Source organism: Streptomyces roseochromogenus subsp. oscitans DS 12.976 (assembly GCF_000497445.1).
Lineage (GTDB): Bacteria > Actinomycetota > Actinomycetes > Streptomycetales > Streptomycetaceae > Streptomyces > Streptomyces oscitans.
On record NZ_CM002285.1, the window covers coordinates 2,696,643 to 2,713,887 of the forward strand.

Here is a 17,245-nt window from a genome sequence, read left to right on the forward strand (position 1 = left end):
ATCGCCGACCACGAGGCGATGGCCCGCGGCCCCGAGGGCGCCGAGCTGTTCGAGCGGGCGGCGGCGCTGTACACGGAGGCGGGCGACCTCGGCGAGGCACTGGCGGCACGCGCGCGTGGCGCGTACGTCCGCGCCCTGACGGGCGAGGTGGACGCGGCTCTGGAGGCGGTCACCGGACTGTACGACGAGGCGCTCGCGCTGTACGCCGACGAGGCCACCGGCGTACGGCAGACGGCCTCGGTGGTGATGAGCCGGGCCCGGATCCTGACTGCGGTGCGTGCACGCCGGATCCGGCGCGGCGGCCGCCGCGGAGCGCCTCGCCCGGGCCGAGCAGGCCGTGCGTGAGGTGCTCGCGCTGGTCGGGGGGCGGGTCGCGGACGACGTACGGCTGGCCGCCCGGGACGCGGAGGCGCGCGGGATGCTCGCCGAGCTGGCGCTGCTGCGCGGGGACGGCGACCGGGCCGCGGAGCTGTTCCGGCGGGCGGTCGACGGGTATGTGAGCGCCGGGCTGCCGTGGTTCGCGGTGGAGTACGAGGCGCAGCTCGCCGCCCTGGCCCACCAGGCCGGTGACCTGGCCGAGGCCGAGCGGGCGCTGCGCTCCGCCCTGGAGCACGGCGGGCCGTACGTGGAGCCGGTCGGGCGGGCGCAGCTGCATCTGCAGCTCGCGGAGATCGTCGGCGCGCGGGGTGCGGTCGCCGAGGCCGCCGAGCACGCGTGGGAGGCCGCGCACTGGGCCGACGAGGCGGGCGCCGGGGGTACCCCCTCCGGGGGCAGCGCGCTGGGCGGCTGGGCGCGACAGCAGCTGGGCGGGCTGCTGCTGCGCCAGGGCCGCTGCGCGGAGGCCGCCGAGGTGCTGGAGTCGGCGCTGGCCGAGCTGTCCGCCGAGACGCACGGCGACGGGGCCGTCGTCCAGGCACGGTGGTGGCTCGGCGACTGCCTGAGCGAGCTGGGTGATCACCGCGCGGCCGCCGAACACCGGCTGCGCGCGGCCGAGATCGCCCGGCTCTGGCCCGAGCAGCAGGACCACGCCACGCTCGCCCATCTCGCCGGCGAGTCGCTGAGCAAGGCCGGTCTGCTGGAGGAGGCGGATCAGGCCTACGCGCGTGCGGGCGAGCTGTGGCACGCGCTGGGCAACGCACCTTTCCGCGTCCGCTCGTTGCGGGCCCGTGGCTGGCTGGCGCTGCGCGGGGACGGCGGAGCGGAGGGTGCGCGCGAGCTGATGGCGGAGGCGGTGCGGGAGTGCGAGCGGGCGCTGGAGGCCGCCGCGGACCCGTTGGCCCGGGAGCAGCTCGGCACCGAACTGGCCCACACTCACCGTCAGTTCGGCGATCTGCTGGCCCGCTCGGTGGACGAGGAGGCCGAAGACGGCGTGATCCAGGCCGCGTTCGAGGCGGCGCTGGTCCAGCTGGACCGGGCGGCCGCACTGTTCGGCACTCTGGGCGCGGACGGGCTCCACGACCGTACCGGCACCGAACTCGCCGCCGGCTGGCTGGCGGCCGACCTCGGCCGGCCCGCGGAGGCGGCGGCACGCGCGCGTGCCGTACTCGCGGCCTATGAGGACACGGACGACACCGACGACACGGACGAGACCGTACGGGCCCGGCGGGCGGAGGCGGCCCAGTTGCTCGAACAGTGAGGCGGCGTCGGGTCACTCCACGCCGATGAGCAGCAGCGTCCCCTGCCGGCCGCCCCGGTACACCACGGTGTCCACGGCGAGGTAGGACTCCCGTACGCGTGCCTCCAGGTGCTCGGCGATGGTCTCGGGGGCCTCGTCGCCGACGACGAGGGTGACCAGCTCGCCGCCGGCCTGGAGCATGCGGTCGAGGACGGTCGCGGCGGTGGCGGCGATGTCGGGGCCGATGACCGCCACGTCGCCGTCGATCAGTCCGAGCACGTCGCCGGCCTGGCAGATGCCGGCCGTCGTCCAGGACTGGTGTTCGGCGACGACGACCTCGGCGTACCGGGTGGCGCCCGCGGCCGCGGTCATCTGGACGACGTCCTCGTCGAACCGGCGCTCCGGCTCGTGCACGGCGAGCGCGGCGATGCCCTGGACGGCCGAGCGGGTCGGGATCAGGGCCACCCGGATGCCCTCGGTGCGGGCCTGCTCGGCGGCCGCGGCGGCCGTGTGGCGCAGTTCGGCGTCGTTGGGCAGCAGGACGACCTCGCGCGCGTGGGCGCGCCGCAGCGCCTGCACCAGCTCCCCGCTGGCGGGCGGTTCCCCGGGGCGTGCGAGGACGGTCGTGGCGCCCGCCTCGCTGTACAGCCCGGCCAGACCCTCGCCCGGTACGACGGCGACGACGGCCCGCTGGGCGCGCTCGCGCGGGAGCCGCTCGCCGCCGGTGTGCGCGTCGCCGAGACCGAAGTGGGTGATCCGGATCCGGTACGGCCGCCCGGCCTCGACGCCCGCCTCCACGGCGGCTCCCGCGTCGTCGACGTGCACATGGACGTTCCACAGCCCGTCGCCGCCGACCACCACCAGGGAGTCGCCGAGGGCGTCGAGGCGGGCCCGGAGCCGGGCCACGGCCGGGTCGTCGGCCTCCAGGAGATAGATCACCTCGTAGGCGGGCCCGCCGTCGTCGGACGTGTCGTCGCAGAGGCCGGCATCGGCAGCAGCATCGGAAAGGGGCTCCACGCGCGCGTACCCGCCCGAAACGGCCTCCGGGACGGTCGGCGTCTCCCGTACCGCCTCCCCCGTGAACGCCTCCACCAGCGCACCGAGAACCGCCACGAGCCCCTGCCCGCCCGCGTCGACCACTCCGGCCCGGCCGAGCACGGCCAGCCTGCCCCGGTGTGGCCGCCAGGGCCGTCCGCGCGCCCTCGTAGGCCGCCCGCGCGACCGTCCCGCAGTCGCCCTCGGCCCCTTCGGCGGCCTCTGCGGCGGCCGAGGCGACCGTCAGCACCGTGCCCTCCACGGGGTGGGCCACGGCCTGCCGGGCGGAGTCCGCAGCACGCCGCAGCGCCAGCCGCAGCCCGGCACCGTCGATGTGGGGCGTCTCACGCCCGGTGTCATCGGCGAGCACCTGTGCCATGCCCCGCAGCAGCTGCGCCAGGATCGTCCCGGAGTTGCCGCGGGCCCCGATGAGCGCCCCGTGGGCCATCGCGTGCGCGGCGTCCGCGAGGGACGGCTCCCCGTCACCCGTCTCGTACCCGGCGAACACCGCCTCCACGGCCGTGGCCGCCGACTCCAGGGTGAGGTAGAGATTCGTTCCGGTGTCGCCGTCGGCCACCGGATAGACGTTGATCGCGTCGATCTCCGCACGCGCGCGCCCCACCGCCGCGAGCGCCAGACCGCACCAGGTGCGCACCGCGAGAGCATCGAGGAATGTCTGCGGCACCTGCGCCACCTGCGCCTCCCTGAACTGGCTGGACGTGGTCGCAGCGTAGACCGTGGGACCCTGTCCGCCGGAAGTGGGCCGGGAGCGGGGCCCTGAGCTGCCATGGTAGTTTCGTTGTACGGGCGCAGCCGTTGTATGCTGCTCCGGTTGCCCGATCTGATCGGGCTGTTCCCCTGGCAACGCCACTCAGATCTCAGGTCGTACGATCTCGATCCCGGCATGCCGGGATTAACCGTAAGTGCATCTGAAGTCTTTGGAGTGACCCGTGGCTGCCAACTGCGACGTCTGCGGCAAGGGGCCGGGCTTCGGCAACAACATCTCGCACTCGCACCGCCGTACGTCCCGCCGCTGGAACCCGAACATCCAGCGTGTGCGTACCGTGGTCGGCGGGACGCCGAAGCGCGTGAACGCTTGCACCTCGTGCATCAAGGCCGGCAAGGTCTCGCGCTGACGCCAACAGCTGAGCGCGCGGCCACTGCTGGTTCGCTGCACTGAGCCGGTCCACCTGAGGGTGGGCCGGCTTTTTGCCGTACCCGAAAGCGCCTTTGCCGTACCCGGAAACGCTGGCCGCCTGCCGGAATCCGCTGACCGGCCGGCCAGGGGGCGGGTGGCGCTGCTCGGGGACGCCGGGTACGGCGCCACCATGGGCGGGACGGGCACCGGCGTGGCGATCGTCGGCGCGTATGTGCTCGCCGGTGAACTCGCCCTCGCCGGCGGCGATCATCGTACGGCCCTCGCGGAGTACGAGAGCCGGATCACGGGCTTCGCCAAGGGCTGCCAGAAGATCTCCGGCAACGCGGGCCCGTTCTTCGCGCCGCCCACCGAACGGCGCATCCGCAGCCGCGACCGGATGTACCGGCTGCTCAGCTCGTGTCTGCTGGCCGGCTTCTTCAAGCGGCTCACCGAGAGGGCGGCCACGGACATCGAGCTGCGCGACTACCCGGCGTGAGGCTCGCGCAGCGCCCACCCGTGGTCCACCGGGCCGATGCCGGCGCCCAGCGCGAACCCGGCCGCGATCGCCCCGGTGACGTACTCCTTGGCCTGCGTGACCGCGTCCGGCACGGTGAGTCCCTTCGCCAGCCCCGAGGCGATCGCGGAGGCCAGGGTGCAGCCGGTGCCGTGGGTGTGCCGGTTGTCGTGGCGGCGGGCGCGCAGCCAGTGCTCGGATGAGCCGTCGGTCAGCAGGTCGACTGCCTGGCTCCCGCCCGCCCGCCCGGCCTCCACGGGCAGATGCCCGCCCTTGATCAGCACCCACCGCGGCCCGTACGCCAGCACGGCTTCCGCCGCTCGCCGCAGATCGTCCTCGGACTCGACGCGCACCCCGGTGAGTTGGGCCACCTCGTCGAGGTTGGGGGTGGCCACGGTGGCCGCCGGCAGCAGCTTCGTCCGTACGGAGTCCAGGGCGGAGGCGGCCAGCAGAGGGTCGCCGTGCTTGGAGACGCCGACCGGGTCCACCACGGCCGGCGCGTCCGTGCCGGAGATCAACTCGGCCACCGCTTCGACCAGTTCCGCCGAGGCCAGCATGCCGGTCTTCACGGCCTGCACGCCGATGTCGTCGACGACGCTGCGGTACTGGGCCCGTACGGCCTCCACGGGCAGTTCCCACGCGCCCTGCACGCCCAGCGAGTTCTGCGCGGTCACCGCGGTGATCACGCTCATCCCGTGCACCCCGAGCGCCAGCATCGTCTTCAGGTCGGCCTGGATGCCGGCACCGCCGCCGGAGTCCGAACCGGCCACCGTGACCACGCGCGGGATCATGACTCGATGTCCCCGAAGTGGTCCCAGCCGCCCTTGTTGGTCCAGGGCGCTCCGTCGACGGTCACCTGGGGCAGTGCGGAGGGGTTGAGGACCTCGCCGATGACCTTCCAGCGGGCCGGCAGCTTGGTGTCCGCCGGGAAGGTCGCGACGATCGCGTGGTCCTCTCCCCCGCTCAGCACCCACTGCAGCGGGTCGACGCCGACGGCCTGACCGATGTCGTTCATCTGGGTCGGGATGTCGATCGCTCCGGACCGGATGTCGATACGGACTTTGCTGGCCTCGGCGATGTGCCCGAGGTCGGCGATCAGCCCGTCGCTCACGTCGCACATCGCGGTCGCACCGAGCGCGGCGGCGGCCGGGCCCGCGTGGTAGGGCGGCTCGGGGCGGCGGTGGGCCTCGACGAAGGCGCGCGGGGAGCGGAAGCCGCGGGAGAGGACCGCGTAGCCGGCCGCGGACCAGCCCAGCCAGCCCGTGACGGCCACCAGGTCGCCGGGCTGGGCGCCGGCGCGGGTGACGGGCTCCTGGTTGCGCAGATCGCCGAGCGCGGTGATCGACACCATGATCGTGTCCCCGCGTACGACGTCACCGCCGACCACGGAGGCGCCCGCGACCTGGCACTCGTCGCGCAGGCCGTCCATCAGCTCACTGGGCCAGGTCACCGGGAGTTCGGCCGGCACGACCAGGCCGAGCAGCAGGGCGGTCGGTACGGCGCCCATCGCGGCGATGTCGGCGAGGTTCTGCGCCGCCGCCTTGCGCCCGACGTCGTAGGCCGTGGACCAGTCGCGGCGGAAGTGCCGCCCTTCCAGCAAGATGTCGGTGCTCGCCACCACCCGCCGGTCGGGCGCGGCGACCACCGCGGCGTCGTCGCCGGGGCCTACCCGCACCGCCGGGGTGGTGGTGAGACGGGAGGTGAGCTCCCTGATGAGCCCGAACTCACCGAGCTCACCAACAGTGCCCTTCATTGCCCTTGCTCCCCTTCTCTGCCTTGCCGTGCCCACTCGCGCGTCATCAGTGTCCCCGATACGGTCGAGATGACCGTCGACACGGTCCTTCACGGCCGTCGACACGGTCGCGCAGACCGTCAACTTCCGTCGTGCCTGCACCCTGGCGCGCAAGCCCGGTTCCCGCAGGTCTCCCCGCGGGGAGCGGCAACGCGATACCGTGGCGTTCCTTTTCCCCACATGATCCTCGTGGCCGCCCTGGAGGTTCCGTGGTACAGGCGTACATCCTGATCCAGACGGAGGTCGGCAAGGCGTCGACCGTCGCCGAAGTGATCGCCAAGATCCCTGGAGTGATCCAGGCCGAGGACGTGACGGGTCCGTACGATGTCATCGTGCGCGCCCAGGCCGACACGGTCGACGACCTCGGTCGCATGGTGGTCGCCAAGGTCCAGCAAGTGGAAGGCATCACCCGCACCCTGACCTGTCCGGTCGTGCATCTGTAGCCCCCGTCTACGCTTGGCCGGTGAACATCTTCCGCCACCGGCCCTTCGGCCTGCTCGCGCCCGCGCTGCTGATCGCGGTCGCGGGCTGCTCATCAGCAGACGACAGCGCCACGGTGGCGGTTCCCAGCCCCGACGCGAAGACGGCGACGGTGTGCCGGAAACTGCACCGGGTGCTGCCGCACACGCTCGACGGACACGGCCGGGACGACCCCGAACCCCGGTCCGCCTACACGGCGGGCTGGGGAAACCCGGCGATCATACTGCGCTGCGGCGTCGTACGGCCGCCGAAGATGATCGATCCCAAGGTGGCCGAGGGCGGTGACCCCGACGCCATCGCGGGCGGGGTGAACGGCGTCGACTGGCTGATGGAGAAGCAGGGCGACGGCACCTGGCGGTTCACCACCGCGGGCCGCGAGGCCTATGTGCAGGTCAGCCTGCCCAAGGGGATGTCCGCGCAGGACGCGGGCACGGGGGTGCTCACGGATCTCGCGGACGCCGTGAAGAAGGCGATCCCCCAGGGGATCGCCTCCATGCGCGGATGACCTGCCGGGTGCTCAGCGCAGCCCGGTCGACCGGCGCAGCGCCGCCTGTACCAGTCGGTCGATCAGCTCCGGGTAGCTGACGCCGCTGGCCTGCCACATCTGCGGGTACATCGAGATCGGTGTGAAGCCGGGCAGGGTGTTGATCTCGTTGATCACGAACTCGCCGTCCTCGGTGAGGAAGAAGTCCGCGCGGACCAGGCCCTCGCAGGAGACCGCCTCGAACGCCTCGACCGCGAGCCGCCGCACCTCGGCGGTCTGCTCCTCGGTGAGCGGCGCGGGGACGATGCCGGGCGTGGAGTCGATGTACTTGGCCTCGAAGTCGTAGTACGCGTGCGTGTCCGGCGGCGGGATCTCGGCCGGTACGGAGGCGCGCGGCCCCTCCTCGAACTCCAGCACCCCGCACTCGATCTCGCGGCCCCGCACGGCGGCCTCGACCAGGATCTTCGGGTCGTGGGCCTGCGCTGTGGCGATCGCCTCGTCCAGGCCGGACAGGTCGTCGACCTTGGTGATGCCGATCGAGGAACCCGCGCGCGCGGGCTTCACGAACAGCGGCCAGCCGTGCTCGCCGGCCAGGTCGATGATCTTCTTGCGGGCGGCGGACTCGTCCTGCTGCCACTCACGGGGGCGGATCACCACGTAGGGGCCGACCTTCAGCCCGTAGGAGGTGAAGATCCGCTTCATGTACTCCTTGTCCTGGCCGACGGCCGAGGCGAGCACACCCGCGCCCACGTACGGCAGTCCGGACAGCTCCAGCATGCCCTGGAGGGTGCCGTCCTCGCCGTAGGGGCCGTGCAGCACCGGGAAGACCACGTCGACCTCGCCGAGCGCCTTGGGCACCGAGCCGGGCTCGCTGTAGACGACCTCGCGGTTCGCGGGGTCGACGGGGAGCACCACGCCGCCCTCGGTGGACTCGGCCAGGTCCTCGACGGCGGGTACCCGGCGGTCGGTGATGGCCATCCGCTCCGGCTCGTCGGCGGTGAGCACCCAACGGCCCTCCCGCGTGATGCCGATCGGCAGCACGTCGTACTTGGTCCGGTCGATGGCGCCGAGTACGGCGCCGCCGGTGACCATGGAGATCCCGTGTTCGGAGCTGCGCCCGCCGAACACGACGGCCACACGCGGCTTGCGCGCTGGCTGCTCAGGGCTCTGGGGAAGGTTCTCGGTGCTCATATCGCGTTGAGAGTACCCGTTGGTAGAGCCCTGATACAGCGGCGACTCAGGGGGTTCGCTCAGCGTCGCTCGGGCTTCGCGCTGCGCGACATCAGCTCCTTGAGAGCGACCACCGGCGGCTTGCCCTCGTGCACGATGTCCACGACCGTCTCGGTGATGGGCATGTCTACGCCGTGCCGGCGGGCCAGATCCGCCACCGACTCGCAGGACTTGACGCCCTCGGCGGTCTGCCTGGTGACGGCGATGGTCTCCTCGAGGGTCATGCCCTTGCCGAGGTTGGTGCCGAAGGTGTGGTTGCGGGACAGCGGCGAGGAGCAGGTGGCCACCAGGTCGCCGAGGCCCGCGAGTCCGGAGAAGGTCAGCGGGTCGGCGCCGAGCGCGACACCGAGCCGCGCGGTCTCGGCGAGGCCCCGGGTGATGAGCGAGCCCTTGGCGTTGTCGCCGAGCCCCATGCCGTCCGCGATGCCGACGGCGAGCCCGATGACGTTCTTCACGGCGCCGCCCAGCTCGCAGCCGACCACGTCGGTCTCCGTGTACGGCCGGAAGTACGGCGTGTGGCAAGCGGCCTGGAGGCGCTGCGCAACGGTCTCGTCGGTGCAGGCGACGACGGCGGCGGCGGGCATCCGGGCGGCGATCTCACGGGCCAGATTGGGCCCGGTGACGACCGCGATGCGGTCCGCGCCGACCTTGGCGACGTCCTCGATGACCTCGCTCATCCGCATGGTGGAACCGAGTTCGACGCCCTTCATCAGGGAGACGAGCACGGTGTCGGGTGCGAGCAGCGGGGTCCACTCGGCGAGGTTGGCGCGCAAGGTCTGGGAGGGGACGGCGAGGACGGTGAAGTCCGCGTCCCGCAGGGCCTCGGCCGGATCCGAGGTCGCTCTGAGATTCTCCGGGAGTTCGACGCCGGGCAGGTAGTCGGGGTTGGTCCGGGTGGAGTTGACGGCCTCGGCCAGTTCGGGGCGGCGGGCCCACAGGGTCACTTCACAGCCCGCGTCGGCGAGCACCATGCCGAAGGCGGTGCCCCACGAGCCGGTGCCCATGACCGCCGCCTTTACCGCCTTGCTCACTTGCTCTGCCCCTCCGGTTCCTTGCCCTGCGTCTGCGTCTGTGCCTGGGTGCGGCGCCGCTGTTCGATCCGCTCGCGGCGCGGGTCGTAGGGGGTCTCGGGCGCCTTCTCGCCGCGGATCTCCTCGAGCTGGCGGGTGATGGCCGCCATGATGACCTCGGTGGCCTCCTTCAGCAGGTCCGGGGTCATCTCCTTGCCGTAGAAGCGCGACAGGTCCACGGGCGGGCCCGCGAGCACGTGATGGGTCTTGCGCGGGAAGATGTTCGGCTTCTTGGCGTACGGCGGCAGCAGTTCGTTGGCGCCCCACTGGGCGACCGGGACGACCGGGCACTTGGTCTGCAGGGCCACGCGGGCGGCGCCGGTCTTGCCGGTCATGGGCCAGCCGTCCGGGTCGCGGGTCAGGGTGCCCTCGGGGTAGAAGGCGACGCACTCGCCGCGCTCCACGGCGTCGATCGCGGCGCGGAAGGCGCTCAGCGCGTCCGTGGACTCGCGGTAGACGGGAATCTGCCCGGTGCCGCGCATGGCGGCGCCGACGAATCCCTTCTTGAAAAGTCCGCTCTTCGCCAGGAATCGAGGAACCCGTCCGGTGTTGTACTGATAGTGCGCGTACGCGAAGGGGTCCACGTGGGAATTGTGGTTCACCACGGTGATAAATCCGCCCTCAGCCGGAATGTGCTCCATTCCGCGCCAGTCCCGCTTGATCAGAACGACCAGCGGCGGTTTGCAGAGCACCGCGGCGAAGCGGTACCAGAAGCCGATTCTGCGGCGGGGCACAAGGACACCTTCCTCTAGGGGCTGCCACCTCGGCGGGGGCCGCACAAGTGTCGCCCCAGGCCGCCGGTCTGTCGAGAACACCGTACGCCCGAGCGTCGGGCCGCCGACCGGCACGGGGGACAATGATCGCGAGGAGAGAGGGACGGTACGCCGGTGCAATGGACCTTGGTCATCCCGCTGAAGCCCCTGTCCCGGGCCAAGAGCAGACTCTCGGACACCGCCGCCGACGGTGTGCGGCCGGGACTGGCCCTGGCGTTCGCGCAGGACACGGTGGCCGCGGCGGTGTCCTGTACGGCGGTGGCGGATGTGGTGGTCGTCACGGACGACGAGCTGGCCGCGCGCGAGCTGGCGGCGCTGGGCGCCCGGATCGTCCCGGACGCCCCGGGAAGCGGGCTGAACGCCGCTCTGGCGCACGGCGCGGCGGTCGTACGGGAAAAGCGCCCGCGCACACCGGTCGCGGCGCTGAACGCCGATCTGCCGGCGTTGCGGCCGGCGGAACTCGCCGTTGTCCTGGGCGCGGCGGCGGAGTTTTCGCGGGCGTTTCTCGCGGACGCGGCGCAGCTGGGCACGACGTTGCTGGCCGCGGGGCCGGACGGGGAATTGCGGCCGGAGTTCGGTGTTGATTCCCGTTCCCGGCATCGCACCTCCGGCGCGCGGGAACTGGAGCTCGCCGGTGTCGATTCGGTACGACAGGACGTGGATACCGGGGACGATCTGCGGGCGGCGTTGGCCCTGGGGGTGGGACCGTATACGGCTGCGACATCGGCGGGTTTGCTGATCCCCGGGCCGTAAGGGCGCCCGGCGCGGGGGCTGGGCGGGGGTTCGGGGCGCTTGCCCGCAGCTACGGGGCGAATGCGGGTAACGGCTGCTGCAACCCCCTAGGGGCGCGGGGCTGTATCGATGTGCGGCTCCGCCGCGATGGGGGTCCCCCGGGTTCGGGCGAAGCCGAGAACTTGGGGGAGCGACGAGCCACGACGGGCCCGCAGCCCGCAGACGCCCCCGCCCCCACGGCGATACCCGGCACCAGAGCTACCCTGCAGCCATGCAAGCCACCGCATACACCTACGACCCGGAGACCCGCAGCGGACAGGTGCTCCTCGACGACGGCACCCCGGTGCCGTTCGACTGCGCCGCGTTCACCGCCGGAGGCCTCCGGTTGCTGCGCCCCGGCCAGCGCGTACGGATCGAGACCGAGGGGCGGGGCGACGCCCTGCGGATCACCCTCGTAACCCTTCAAACCCTGTAAATCCCCTTACACACGCCGCGGGCCGGACTCCTCAGGGGAGTCCGGCCCGGCGCGTGGGTGCCCGGCGGTCTTACGACGTCGCCTTGCGGGCGGTGGCCTTCTTCGCGGTGGTCTTGCGGGCCGTCGACTTCTTGGCCGGGGCCTTCTTCGCGGTGACCTTCTTCGCCGGGGCCTTCTTCGCCGTCGCCTTCTTGGCGGCGGCCTTCTTCGCGGCGGTGGTCTTGGCGGCCGCCGTGGTCTTCTTGGCGGTTGTCTTCTTCGCGGTGACCTTCTTCGCGGGGGCCTTCTTCGCCGCCGCCTTCTTGGCGGTGACCCTCTTCGCGGCCGCCTTCTTGGCGGTGACCTTCTTCGCCGCGGCCTTCTTGACCGTCGCCGCGGCACCGCCGGTCAGGCTGCCCTTCGGCGCCTTCTTGACCGAGACCTCGCCACCGCGCGGCAGCTTCTTCGAGCCGCTCACCAGGTCCTTGAAGCCCTGACCGGCGCGGAAGCGCGGCACGGAGGTCTTCTTGACCCGAACCCGCTCGCCCGTCTGAGGGTTGCGGGCGTAACGGGCAGGGCGGTCCACCTTCTCGAAGGACCCGAAGCCGGTGACCGAGACCCGCTCGCCCGCGACGACCGCGCGGACGATGGCGTCCAGGACATGATCGACAGCCTCGGCGGCCTGCTGACGGCCGCCCAACTTGTCGGCAATCGCTTCTACGAGCTGCGCCTTGTTCACGTCTTCCCCTTCGGAGACATCGCCAGAACGAAAGTGTTCAAGCTTTTTCGCACGTTAGGCAGATATATACCGCAAATCAAACACGAAACGGGCTTATCACCCTTGTGCCGCAACGGACTCGGTGGTCTCGGGCTGTTCAGTGCTCCTCGTCGGGGATCCGACCCTCGTCGAGGTCCTTGTTGAACCGCTCGAGCCGCCTTGCCGCAGCGGCCAGATCGTGCTTGGCCGCGGCCGTAATGACCAGCAGCTTCCGGGTCAGCGCCATCCGTACGCCCTCCGGGACTTGCAGTGCGCGCACTCTTGCGTGCGCTTCCTTGAGCTGGTTCGCGACCGCCGTATAGAGCTGGAGTTGGCCGTCGTGTTCCATGCACAGATTGTGCCATCTGGGGCGAGTTGTCGCCTGCGCAGGGGGCAACTGCCGCCTCAAATGGCCTTCCAGGCACTTGCGGAGGGCGCGATCCCAGCACTCACGTACCCAGACAACGTCCGTCGTAACGTGGGAAGTTGAGCGCTGCACAGCAGGTGTGCGGGGCCGTTCGGGGGCAGACATGGCCGTACCCCCGATCGTGGCGATCGGGGGTACGGACGGGGTTGTTGACGTGGCTGAAACCAGCCCCGCTCGGGGGGGCAGGATCAGGCCTGGAGGGTCTGCGGCTTGTGGGCGGGCCGCTTGGCCTCGTACGCGGCGATGTCGGCCTCGTTCCGGAGTGTGATGGAGATGTCGTCCAGGCCGTTCAGCAGCCGCCAGCGGGAGTTCTCGTCCAGCTCGAAGGAGGCGCTGATGCCCTCGGCACGCACCTCACGCGCCTCAAGGTCCACAGTGACCTCAGCCGTGGGGTCCGCTTCCGTCAGCTCCCACAGCGCGTCCACGATCTTCTGGTCCAGCACCACCGTGAGCAGGCCGTTCTTCAGCGAGTTGCCCCGGAAGATGTCCGCGAAACGGGCGGAGATCACGGCCTTGAAGCCGTAGTTCTGCAGCGCCCAGACGGCGTGCTCACGCGAGGAGCCGGTGCCGAAGTCGGGGCCGGCGACCAGGACCGTGGCGCCCTGCCGCTCGGGGCGGTTGAGGATGAAGTTCTCGTCCTTGCGCCAGGCCTCGAACAGCCCGTCCTCGAACCCGTCCCGCGTGACCTTCTTGAGCCAGTGAGCAGGGATGATCTGGTCGGTGTCGACGTTGCTGCGGCGCAGCGGCACGGCCCGGCCGGTGTGCGTGGTGAAGGCTTCCATGATCTCTCAGACTCCAGCGGGCGTACGGACGTCGGTCAGGTCGGCCGGGGAGGCCAGGTGGCCCAGCACGGCGGTGGCGGCCGCGACCTGCGGCGACACCAGGTGCGTACGGCCGCCCTTGCCCTGCCGGCCCTCGAAGTTGCGGTTGGAGGTGGACGCGGAGCGCTCACCCGGGGCCAGCTGGTCGGGGTTCATGCCGAGGCACATCGAGCAGCCCGCGTGCCGCCATTCGGCGCCGGCCTCCTTGAAGACCACGTCCAGGCCCTCGGAGACGGCCTGCAGACCGACCCGCGCGGAGCCCGGTACGACCAGCATCCGTACGCCGTCGGCGACTTTGCGGTCCTTCAGGATGCTCGCGGCGGCACGCAGGTCCTCGATGCGGCCGTTGGTGCAGGAACCTACGAAGACGGTGTCCACCTTGATGGAGCGCAGCGGCTGGCCGGCCTCCAACCCCATGTATTCCAGGGCCTTTTCGGCGGCGAGGCGCTCCGAAGCGTCTTCGTACGAAGCCGGGTCGGGGACGGACGCCGAAAGCGGCGCGCCCTGGCCGGGGTTGGTGCCCCAGGTGACGAACGGGGACAGCGACGCGGCGTCGATGACGACCTCGGCGTCGAACTCGGCGTCCGCGTCCGTCTTCAGCGTCTTCCAGTACGCGACGGCGGCGTCCCAGTCCGCGCCCTCGGGGGCGTGCGGGCGGCCCTTGAGGTACGCGAAGGTGGTCTCGTCGGGGGCGATCATGCCCGCGCGGGCGCCGGCCTCGATCGACATGTTGCAGATGGTCATCCGGGCCTCCATCGAGAGCTTCTCGATGGCGGAGCCGCGGTACTCCAGGATGTAGCCCTGGCCGCCGCCGGTACCGATCTTCGCGATGATCGCCAGGATCAGGTCCTTGGCGGTGACGCCCTCGGGCAGCTCGCCCTCGACGGTGATGGCCATGGTCTTCGGGCGGGCCAGCGGCAGGGTCTGGGTGGCCAGGACGTGCTCGACCTGCGAGGTGCCGATGCCGAACGCCAGCGCGCCGAAGGCACCGTGCGTGGAGGTGTGCGAGTCACCGCAGACCACGGTCGTACCGGGCTGGGTCAGGCCCAGCTGCGGGCCGACGACGTGTACGACGCCCTGCTCGACGTCGCCCAGCGGGTGCAGCCGTACACCGAACTCGGCGCAGTTCTTGCGCAGCGTCTCCAGCTGGGCGCGGGAGACCGGGTCGGCGATGGGCTTGTCGATGTCGAGGGTCGGGGTGTTGTGGTCCTCGGTGGCGATGGTGAGGTCGAGGCGGCGCACCCGGCGGCCGTTCTGCCTCAGACCGTCGAAGGCCTGCGGGCTGGTCACCTCGTGCAGCAGGTGCAGATCGATGAAGAGGAGGTCGGGCTCGCCTTCGGCGCGCCGGACGACGTGGTCGTCCCAGACCTTCTCCGCGAGTGTCCTACCCATCGCTTTCCCTCCGGCCGGCCACGGTCACGCCGACGCAACTAGAGATCTTGAGGAAGCAGCGCCCTGGTCCCTGATGTCCGGGGATTTCCGGTGATTGCGGGCGCCCGACACCCGGCCCCTTGGTCTGCGGGCCGCGGTGTGATTCCAGGGTGGCGCGTTCCACGGAAAATTGAACTTGCGTTTCACAGAGTGAGACGCAAGTATCGTTTCATGGACAACAGTAGCGGCGTCGGCGTTCTGGACAAGGCGGCCCTCGTCCTGAGCGCTCTGGAGTCCGGTCCGGCCACCCTCGCGGGTCTGGTCGGCGCGACCGGACTGGCACGACCCACGGCTCACCGCCTGGCCGTGGCTTTGGAACACCACCGCATGGTGGCACGCGACATGCAGGGCCGTTTCATTCTCGGCCCGCGACTCGCGGAGCTGGCGGCGGCGGCCGGCGAGGACCGCCTGCTCGCCACGGCCGGCCCGGTGCTCACGCACCTGCGCGACGTCACGGGCGAGAGCGCGCAGCTCTACCGACGCCAGGGTGACATGCGCATCTGCGTGGCCGCCGCGGAACGTCTGTCCGGCCTTCGGGACACCGTTCCGGTCGGCTCCACGCTCACGATGAAGGCCGGCTCCTCGGCGCAGATCCTGCTGGCCTGGGAGGAGCCCGAGCGCCTGCACCGCGGCCTCCAGGGCGCCCGCTTCACGGCGACGGCCCTGTCGGGCGTACGGCGGCGCGGCTGGGCCCAGTCCATCGGCGAGCGCGAGCCGGGCGTCGCGTCCGTCTCCGCGCCCGTACGCGGCCCCTCCAACCGCGTGGTGGCCGCGGTGTCCGTCTCCGGCCCGATCGAGCGCCTGACGCGCCATCCCGGCCGTATGCACGCCCAGGCGGTCATCGACGCGGCCGCCCGCCTCTCCGAGGCCCTGCGCCGCTCGGGCTGAGCGGGAGCCTTCCGGGAACACCGAGGGGGGCCTGCCTCAACGCCGCGGCAGGCCCCCCTCGCTCCCCCGTCCCCCTGTTCAGCCGGCCTTCTCGGCCACCGGCGCCTGCCGCGACCGGTAGGCGAACCGGTCCTTCGCGTACCGGCCCCGCTTCTCCAGCGGGATCTGCCCGTGCGCCGCGGCCAGCCCGAACGCGGGCATATCGCCGTAGATCGCCTCATACGACCCCTCGGGCACGACATACGACTCGTGCCAGATGCCGACCTGCCCGCGCAGCTTCCCGTCCCGCTCCTTGCGGTTGAGGCGCGCCCAGGCCTTGTGATGGAAGGCGTCCGACGCGGTCGCGTAGGCGTACAGCTTCTCCTTGGACTCCCAGTACTGCACGATGTAGTACGTGCGCGGCGACGCCGTCAGCATCACCCGGCTGCGCAGGCCCCGCGCGGGGTCCTTCTCCAGCTCACGCAGCATGCGGAACATCGCGAGCATCACCGGCAGCCACAGGTGAACGGCCCAGAAGCGGTTGATGCGCATGCCGATCAGCAGGACGACGACCTCGCCCTTCGCGTCGGCGGTCGTACGGGACACCATGACTACTCCCCCTCGTTGGCGAGCGGCGCTATCCAACTAGCGATGCTTGGATAGTGCCGTTATCCAAGAAGGAGCGCAAGACATGCGGCTCGCCGAACTGAGCAGACGCAGCGGTGTATCCACCGCGACGATCAAGTACTACCTGCGCGAAGGCCTGTTGCCGCCGGGCCGCCAGGTCAACCCCACGACGGCGGAGTACGACGAGGGGCATCTGCGCCGGCTGCGGCTGGTGCGGGCGATGATCCAGGTCGGCGGGATCCCGGTGGCCACGGTCCGGGAGGTGCTGCGGAACGTCGACGACTACGCCCTGGGCCGCACGATCCGGCTGGGCGCGGCCCTGTGGGCGCTGCCGCAGGTGCCGGAGCCGGACGAGAACGACGCGTTCGTGCGGGCGGCGCACCGGGAGGTGGACGAGCTGCTGGACCGGTTGGGCTGGTCGAACGCGAAGCTGCTGACGACGATCTCCCCCTCGTACCGCTCCCTGGTGGTGGCGGTGGCCGCGTTCCGCCGGCTCGGTTACGAGTGGGGGTTCGAACTGCTCGCGTCCTACGGCAGGTTGATGCACGAGGTGGCCAAACTCGACCTGGACTTCGTGGAGACGCATCCGTCGGAGGCGGAGAAGGCGGAGACCGCGGTGCTCGGCTCGGTGCTGACCGAGCCGATGCTGCAGGCCCTGCGCCGGCTGGCCCAGGAGGAGGAGTCGGGGCGCCGCTACGGCTTCGAGTGAGCCGACCGGTACCGGACACGGCGAAGGCCCCCCACCGAAGTGGGGGGCCTTCCCTGTTGCGTACCCCCGACCGGATTCGAACCGGCGCTACCGCCTTGAGAGGGCGGCGTGCTAGGCCGCTACACAACGGGGGCGTGGACTCTGCGTTTCCGCAGGTCCGAGCTGGTCTACCTGGACTCGAACCAAGACTAACTGAACCAGAATCAGTCGTGCTGCCAATTACACCATAGACCAATGATGGTTTAGACCAGTCAGTACCCCCGACCGGATTCGAACCGGCGCTACCGCC

The 17,245-nt window shown here is 71.3% G+C and carries 17 protein-coding genes, 2 tRNA genes and 3 pseudogenes; 9 read left to right on the forward strand and 13 right to left on the reverse strand.

Going from position 1 to position 17,245, the window contains the following annotated elements; all coding sequences use genetic code 11:
* Nucleotides 1-1,636 (forward strand): annotated as a pseudogene (locus M878_RS61460) (tetratricopeptide repeat protein); the annotation flags it as partial.
* A gap of 12 nt (nucleotides 1,637-1,648) precedes the next feature.
* Here the strand turns inward: M878_RS61460 and M878_RS61465 are convergent.
* Nucleotides 1,649-3,344, reverse strand: a pseudogene (locus M878_RS61465) (DAK2 domain-containing protein).
* 256 nt (nucleotides 3,345-3,600) lie between these two features.
* Between M878_RS61465 and rpmB the strand changes: the two are divergent.
* Together rpmB and M878_RS61475 are read left to right on the forward strand one after the other, a co-directional pair.
* Nucleotides 3,601-3,786, forward strand: coding sequence for a 50S ribosomal protein L28 (rpmB, locus tag M878_RS61470; RefSeq protein WP_003993230.1), 186 nt, complete (start codon nucleotides 3,601-3,603; stop codon nucleotides 3,784-3,786).
* A gap of 135 nt (nucleotides 3,787-3,921) precedes the next feature.
* Nucleotides 3,922-4,284 (forward strand): annotated as a pseudogene (locus M878_RS61475) (FAD-dependent oxidoreductase); the annotation flags it as partial.
* Here the strand turns inward: M878_RS61475 and thiD are convergent.
* Both thiD and M878_RS61485 read right to left on the reverse strand, forming a co-directional pair.
* On the reverse strand, nucleotides 4,272-5,093 hold the full coding sequence (gene thiD, locus M878_RS61480) for a bifunctional hydroxymethylpyrimidine kinase/phosphomethylpyrimidine kinase (RefSeq protein WP_023546503.1): 822 nt from the start codon (nucleotides 5,091-5,093) through the stop codon (nucleotides 4,272-4,274). The pseudogene M878_RS61475 and the gene thiD overlap by 13 nt on opposite strands.
* Nucleotides 5,090-6,055: a thiamine-phosphate kinase gene (locus M878_RS61485; protein WP_023546504.1), complete on the reverse strand. Its 966-nt coding sequence runs from the start codon at nucleotides 6,053-6,055 to the stop codon at nucleotides 5,090-5,092. The genes thiD and M878_RS61485 overlap by 4 nt, the downstream gene beginning before the upstream one ends.
* Before the next feature lie 248 nt (nucleotides 6,056-6,303).
* On the opposite strand from M878_RS61485, the gene M878_RS61490 reads away from it, so the two are divergent.
* Together M878_RS61490 and M878_RS61495 are read left to right on the forward strand one after the other, a co-directional pair.
* Nucleotides 6,304-6,537 carry an Lrp/AsnC family transcriptional regulator gene (locus tag M878_RS61490; RefSeq protein WP_023546505.1) on the forward strand — a complete coding sequence of 78 codons (234 nt, stop codon included), beginning with the start codon at nucleotides 6,304-6,306 and terminating at the stop codon, nucleotides 6,535-6,537.
* A 20-nt stretch (nucleotides 6,538-6,557) separates the two neighbouring features.
* The gene (locus tag M878_RS61495) at nucleotides 6,558-7,079 is read left to right on the forward strand and encodes a DUF3515 domain-containing protein (RefSeq protein ID WP_023546506.1); all 522 of its coding nucleotides are present in this window, start codon (nucleotides 6,558-6,560) and stop codon (nucleotides 7,077-7,079) included.
* A 12-nt stretch (nucleotides 7,080-7,091) separates the two neighbouring features.
* Here M878_RS61495 and M878_RS61500 read toward each other — a convergent pair whose 3' ends face one another.
* The 3 genes from M878_RS61500 to M878_RS61510 are packed head-to-tail and all read right to left on the reverse strand — an operon-like array spanning nucleotide 7,092 to nucleotide 10,092.
* Nucleotides 7,092-8,249: a D-alanine--D-alanine ligase family protein gene (locus M878_RS61500; protein ID WP_031224748.1), complete on the reverse strand. Its 1,158-nt coding sequence runs from the start codon at nucleotides 8,247-8,249 to the stop codon at nucleotides 7,092-7,094.
* 59 nt (nucleotides 8,250-8,308) lie between these two features.
* Complete coding sequence (locus M878_RS61505; protein WP_023546508.1) at nucleotides 8,309-9,319, reverse strand: NAD(P)H-dependent glycerol-3-phosphate dehydrogenase; 1,011 nt, start codon at nucleotides 9,317-9,319, stop codon at nucleotides 8,309-8,311.
* Complete coding sequence (locus tag M878_RS61510) at nucleotides 9,316-10,092, reverse strand: lysophospholipid acyltransferase family protein (RefSeq protein WP_023546509.1); 777 nt, start codon at nucleotides 10,090-10,092, stop codon at nucleotides 9,316-9,318. The genes M878_RS61505 and M878_RS61510 overlap by 4 nt, the downstream gene beginning before the upstream one ends.
* 153 nt (nucleotides 10,093-10,245) lie before the next feature.
* Here M878_RS61510 and cofC point away from each other — a divergent pair, with 153 nt between their 5' ends.
* Nucleotides 10,246-10,884 carry a 2-phospho-L-lactate guanylyltransferase gene (gene cofC, locus M878_RS61515; protein WP_031224749.1) on the forward strand — a complete coding sequence of 213 codons (639 nt, stop codon included), beginning with the start codon at nucleotides 10,246-10,248 and terminating at the stop codon, nucleotides 10,882-10,884.
* Nucleotides 10,885-11,134: 250 nt separating this feature from the next.
* Nucleotides 11,135-11,338: a hypothetical protein gene (locus tag M878_RS61520; protein ID WP_023546511.1), complete on the forward strand. Its 204-nt coding sequence runs from the start codon at nucleotides 11,135-11,137 to the stop codon at nucleotides 11,336-11,338.
* Between the two features lie 70 nt (nucleotides 11,339-11,408).
* On the opposite strand, the gene M878_RS61525 is transcribed toward M878_RS61520, so the two are convergent.
* The 4 genes from M878_RS61525 to leuC all read right to left on the reverse strand — a co-directional run bounded on the left by M878_RS61525 (nucleotide 11,409) and on the right by leuC (nucleotide 14,714).
* Complete coding sequence (locus tag M878_RS61525; RefSeq protein WP_023546512.1) at nucleotides 11,409-12,056, reverse strand: HU family DNA-binding protein; 648 nt, start codon at nucleotides 12,054-12,056, stop codon at nucleotides 11,409-11,411.
* A gap of 136 nt (nucleotides 12,057-12,192) precedes the next feature.
* Nucleotides 12,193-12,423 carry an SCO5555 family protein gene (locus M878_RS47665; RefSeq protein ID WP_031224750.1) on the reverse strand — a complete coding sequence of 77 codons (231 nt, stop codon included), beginning with the start codon at nucleotides 12,421-12,423 and terminating at the stop codon, nucleotides 12,193-12,195.
* A gap of 266 nt (nucleotides 12,424-12,689) precedes the next feature.
* Entirely contained in the window at nucleotides 12,690-13,283 is a 594-nt protein-coding gene (gene leuD / locus M878_RS61530; protein WP_023546514.1) for a 3-isopropylmalate dehydratase small subunit, read from the reverse strand.
* Between the two features lie 6 nt (nucleotides 13,284-13,289).
* Nucleotides 13,290-14,714, reverse strand: coding sequence for a 3-isopropylmalate dehydratase large subunit (leuC, locus tag M878_RS61535; RefSeq protein WP_023546515.1), 1,425 nt, complete (start codon nucleotides 14,712-14,714; stop codon nucleotides 13,290-13,292).
* A gap of 210 nt (nucleotides 14,715-14,924) precedes the next feature.
* Between leuC and ndgR the strand changes: the two genes are divergently transcribed.
* Nucleotides 14,925-15,641 (forward strand): IclR family transcriptional regulator NdgR, encoded by a 717-nt coding sequence (gene ndgR / locus M878_RS61540; protein WP_023546516.1) that lies wholly within the window; start codon nucleotides 14,925-14,927, stop codon nucleotides 15,639-15,641.
* A 78-nt stretch (nucleotides 15,642-15,719) separates the two neighbouring features.
* Here the strand turns inward: ndgR and M878_RS61545 are convergent, their stop codons facing one another.
* Nucleotides 15,720-16,229: a DUF4188 domain-containing protein gene (locus tag M878_RS61545; RefSeq protein ID WP_023546517.1), complete on the reverse strand. Its 510-nt coding sequence runs from the start codon at nucleotides 16,227-16,229 to the stop codon at nucleotides 15,720-15,722.
* Between the two features lie 82 nt (nucleotides 16,230-16,311).
* Here M878_RS61545 and M878_RS61550 point away from each other — a divergent pair, with 82 nt between their 5' ends.
* Nucleotides 16,312-16,956 (forward strand): MerR family transcriptional regulator, encoded by a 645-nt coding sequence (locus M878_RS61550; RefSeq protein WP_023546518.1) that lies wholly within the window; start codon nucleotides 16,312-16,314, stop codon nucleotides 16,954-16,956.
* A 61-nt stretch (nucleotides 16,957-17,017) separates the two neighbouring features.
* On the opposite strand, the gene M878_RS61555 is transcribed toward M878_RS61550, so the two are convergent.
* Nucleotides 17,018-17,090, reverse strand: a tRNA-Glu gene (locus M878_RS61555).
* A 28-nt stretch (nucleotides 17,091-17,118) separates the two neighbouring features.
* Nucleotides 17,119-17,190: transfer RNA gene (locus M878_RS61560), tRNA-Gln, on the reverse strand.
* Nucleotides 17,191-17,245: the final 55 nt, after the last annotated feature.

What these genes read in the sequence shown, in the direction of transcription:
- leuC (WP_023546515.1), bottom strand. Translation starts at nt 14,714, where the DNA reads ATGGGTAGGACACTCGCGGAGAAGGTCTGGGACGACCACGTCGTCCGG.
- leuD (WP_023546514.1), bottom strand. Translation starts at nt 13,283, where the DNA reads ATGGAAGCCTTCACCACGCACACCGGCCGGGCCGTGCCGCTGCGCCGC.
- ndgR (WP_023546516.1), top strand. Translation starts at nt 14,925, where the DNA reads ATGGACAACAGTAGCGGCGTCGGCGTTCTGGACAAGGCGGCCCTCGTC.
- thiD (WP_023546503.1), bottom strand. Translation starts at nt 5,093, where the DNA reads ATGATCCCGCGCGTGGTCACGGTGGCCGGTTCGGACTCCGGCGGCGGT.
- M878_RS47665 (WP_031224750.1), bottom strand. Translation starts at nt 12,423, where the DNA reads ATGGAACACGACGGCCAACTCCAGCTCTATACGGCGGTCGCGAACCAG.
- M878_RS61500 (WP_031224748.1), bottom strand. Translation starts at nt 8,249, where the DNA reads ATGAGCACCGAGAACCTTCCCCAGAGCCCTGAGCAGCCAGCGCGCAAG.
- M878_RS61485 (WP_023546504.1), bottom strand. Translation starts at nt 6,055, where the DNA reads ATGAAGGGCACTGTTGGTGAGCTCGGTGAGTTCGGGCTCATCAGGGAG.
- M878_RS61550 (WP_023546518.1), top strand. Translation starts at nt 16,312, where the DNA reads ATGCGGCTCGCCGAACTGAGCAGACGCAGCGGTGTATCCACCGCGACG.
- M878_RS61545 (WP_023546517.1), bottom strand. Translation starts at nt 16,229, where the DNA reads ATGGTGTCCCGTACGACCGCCGACGCGAAGGGCGAGGTCGTCGTCCTG.
- M878_RS61520 (WP_023546511.1), top strand. Translation starts at nt 11,135, where the DNA reads ATGCAAGCCACCGCATACACCTACGACCCGGAGACCCGCAGCGGACAG.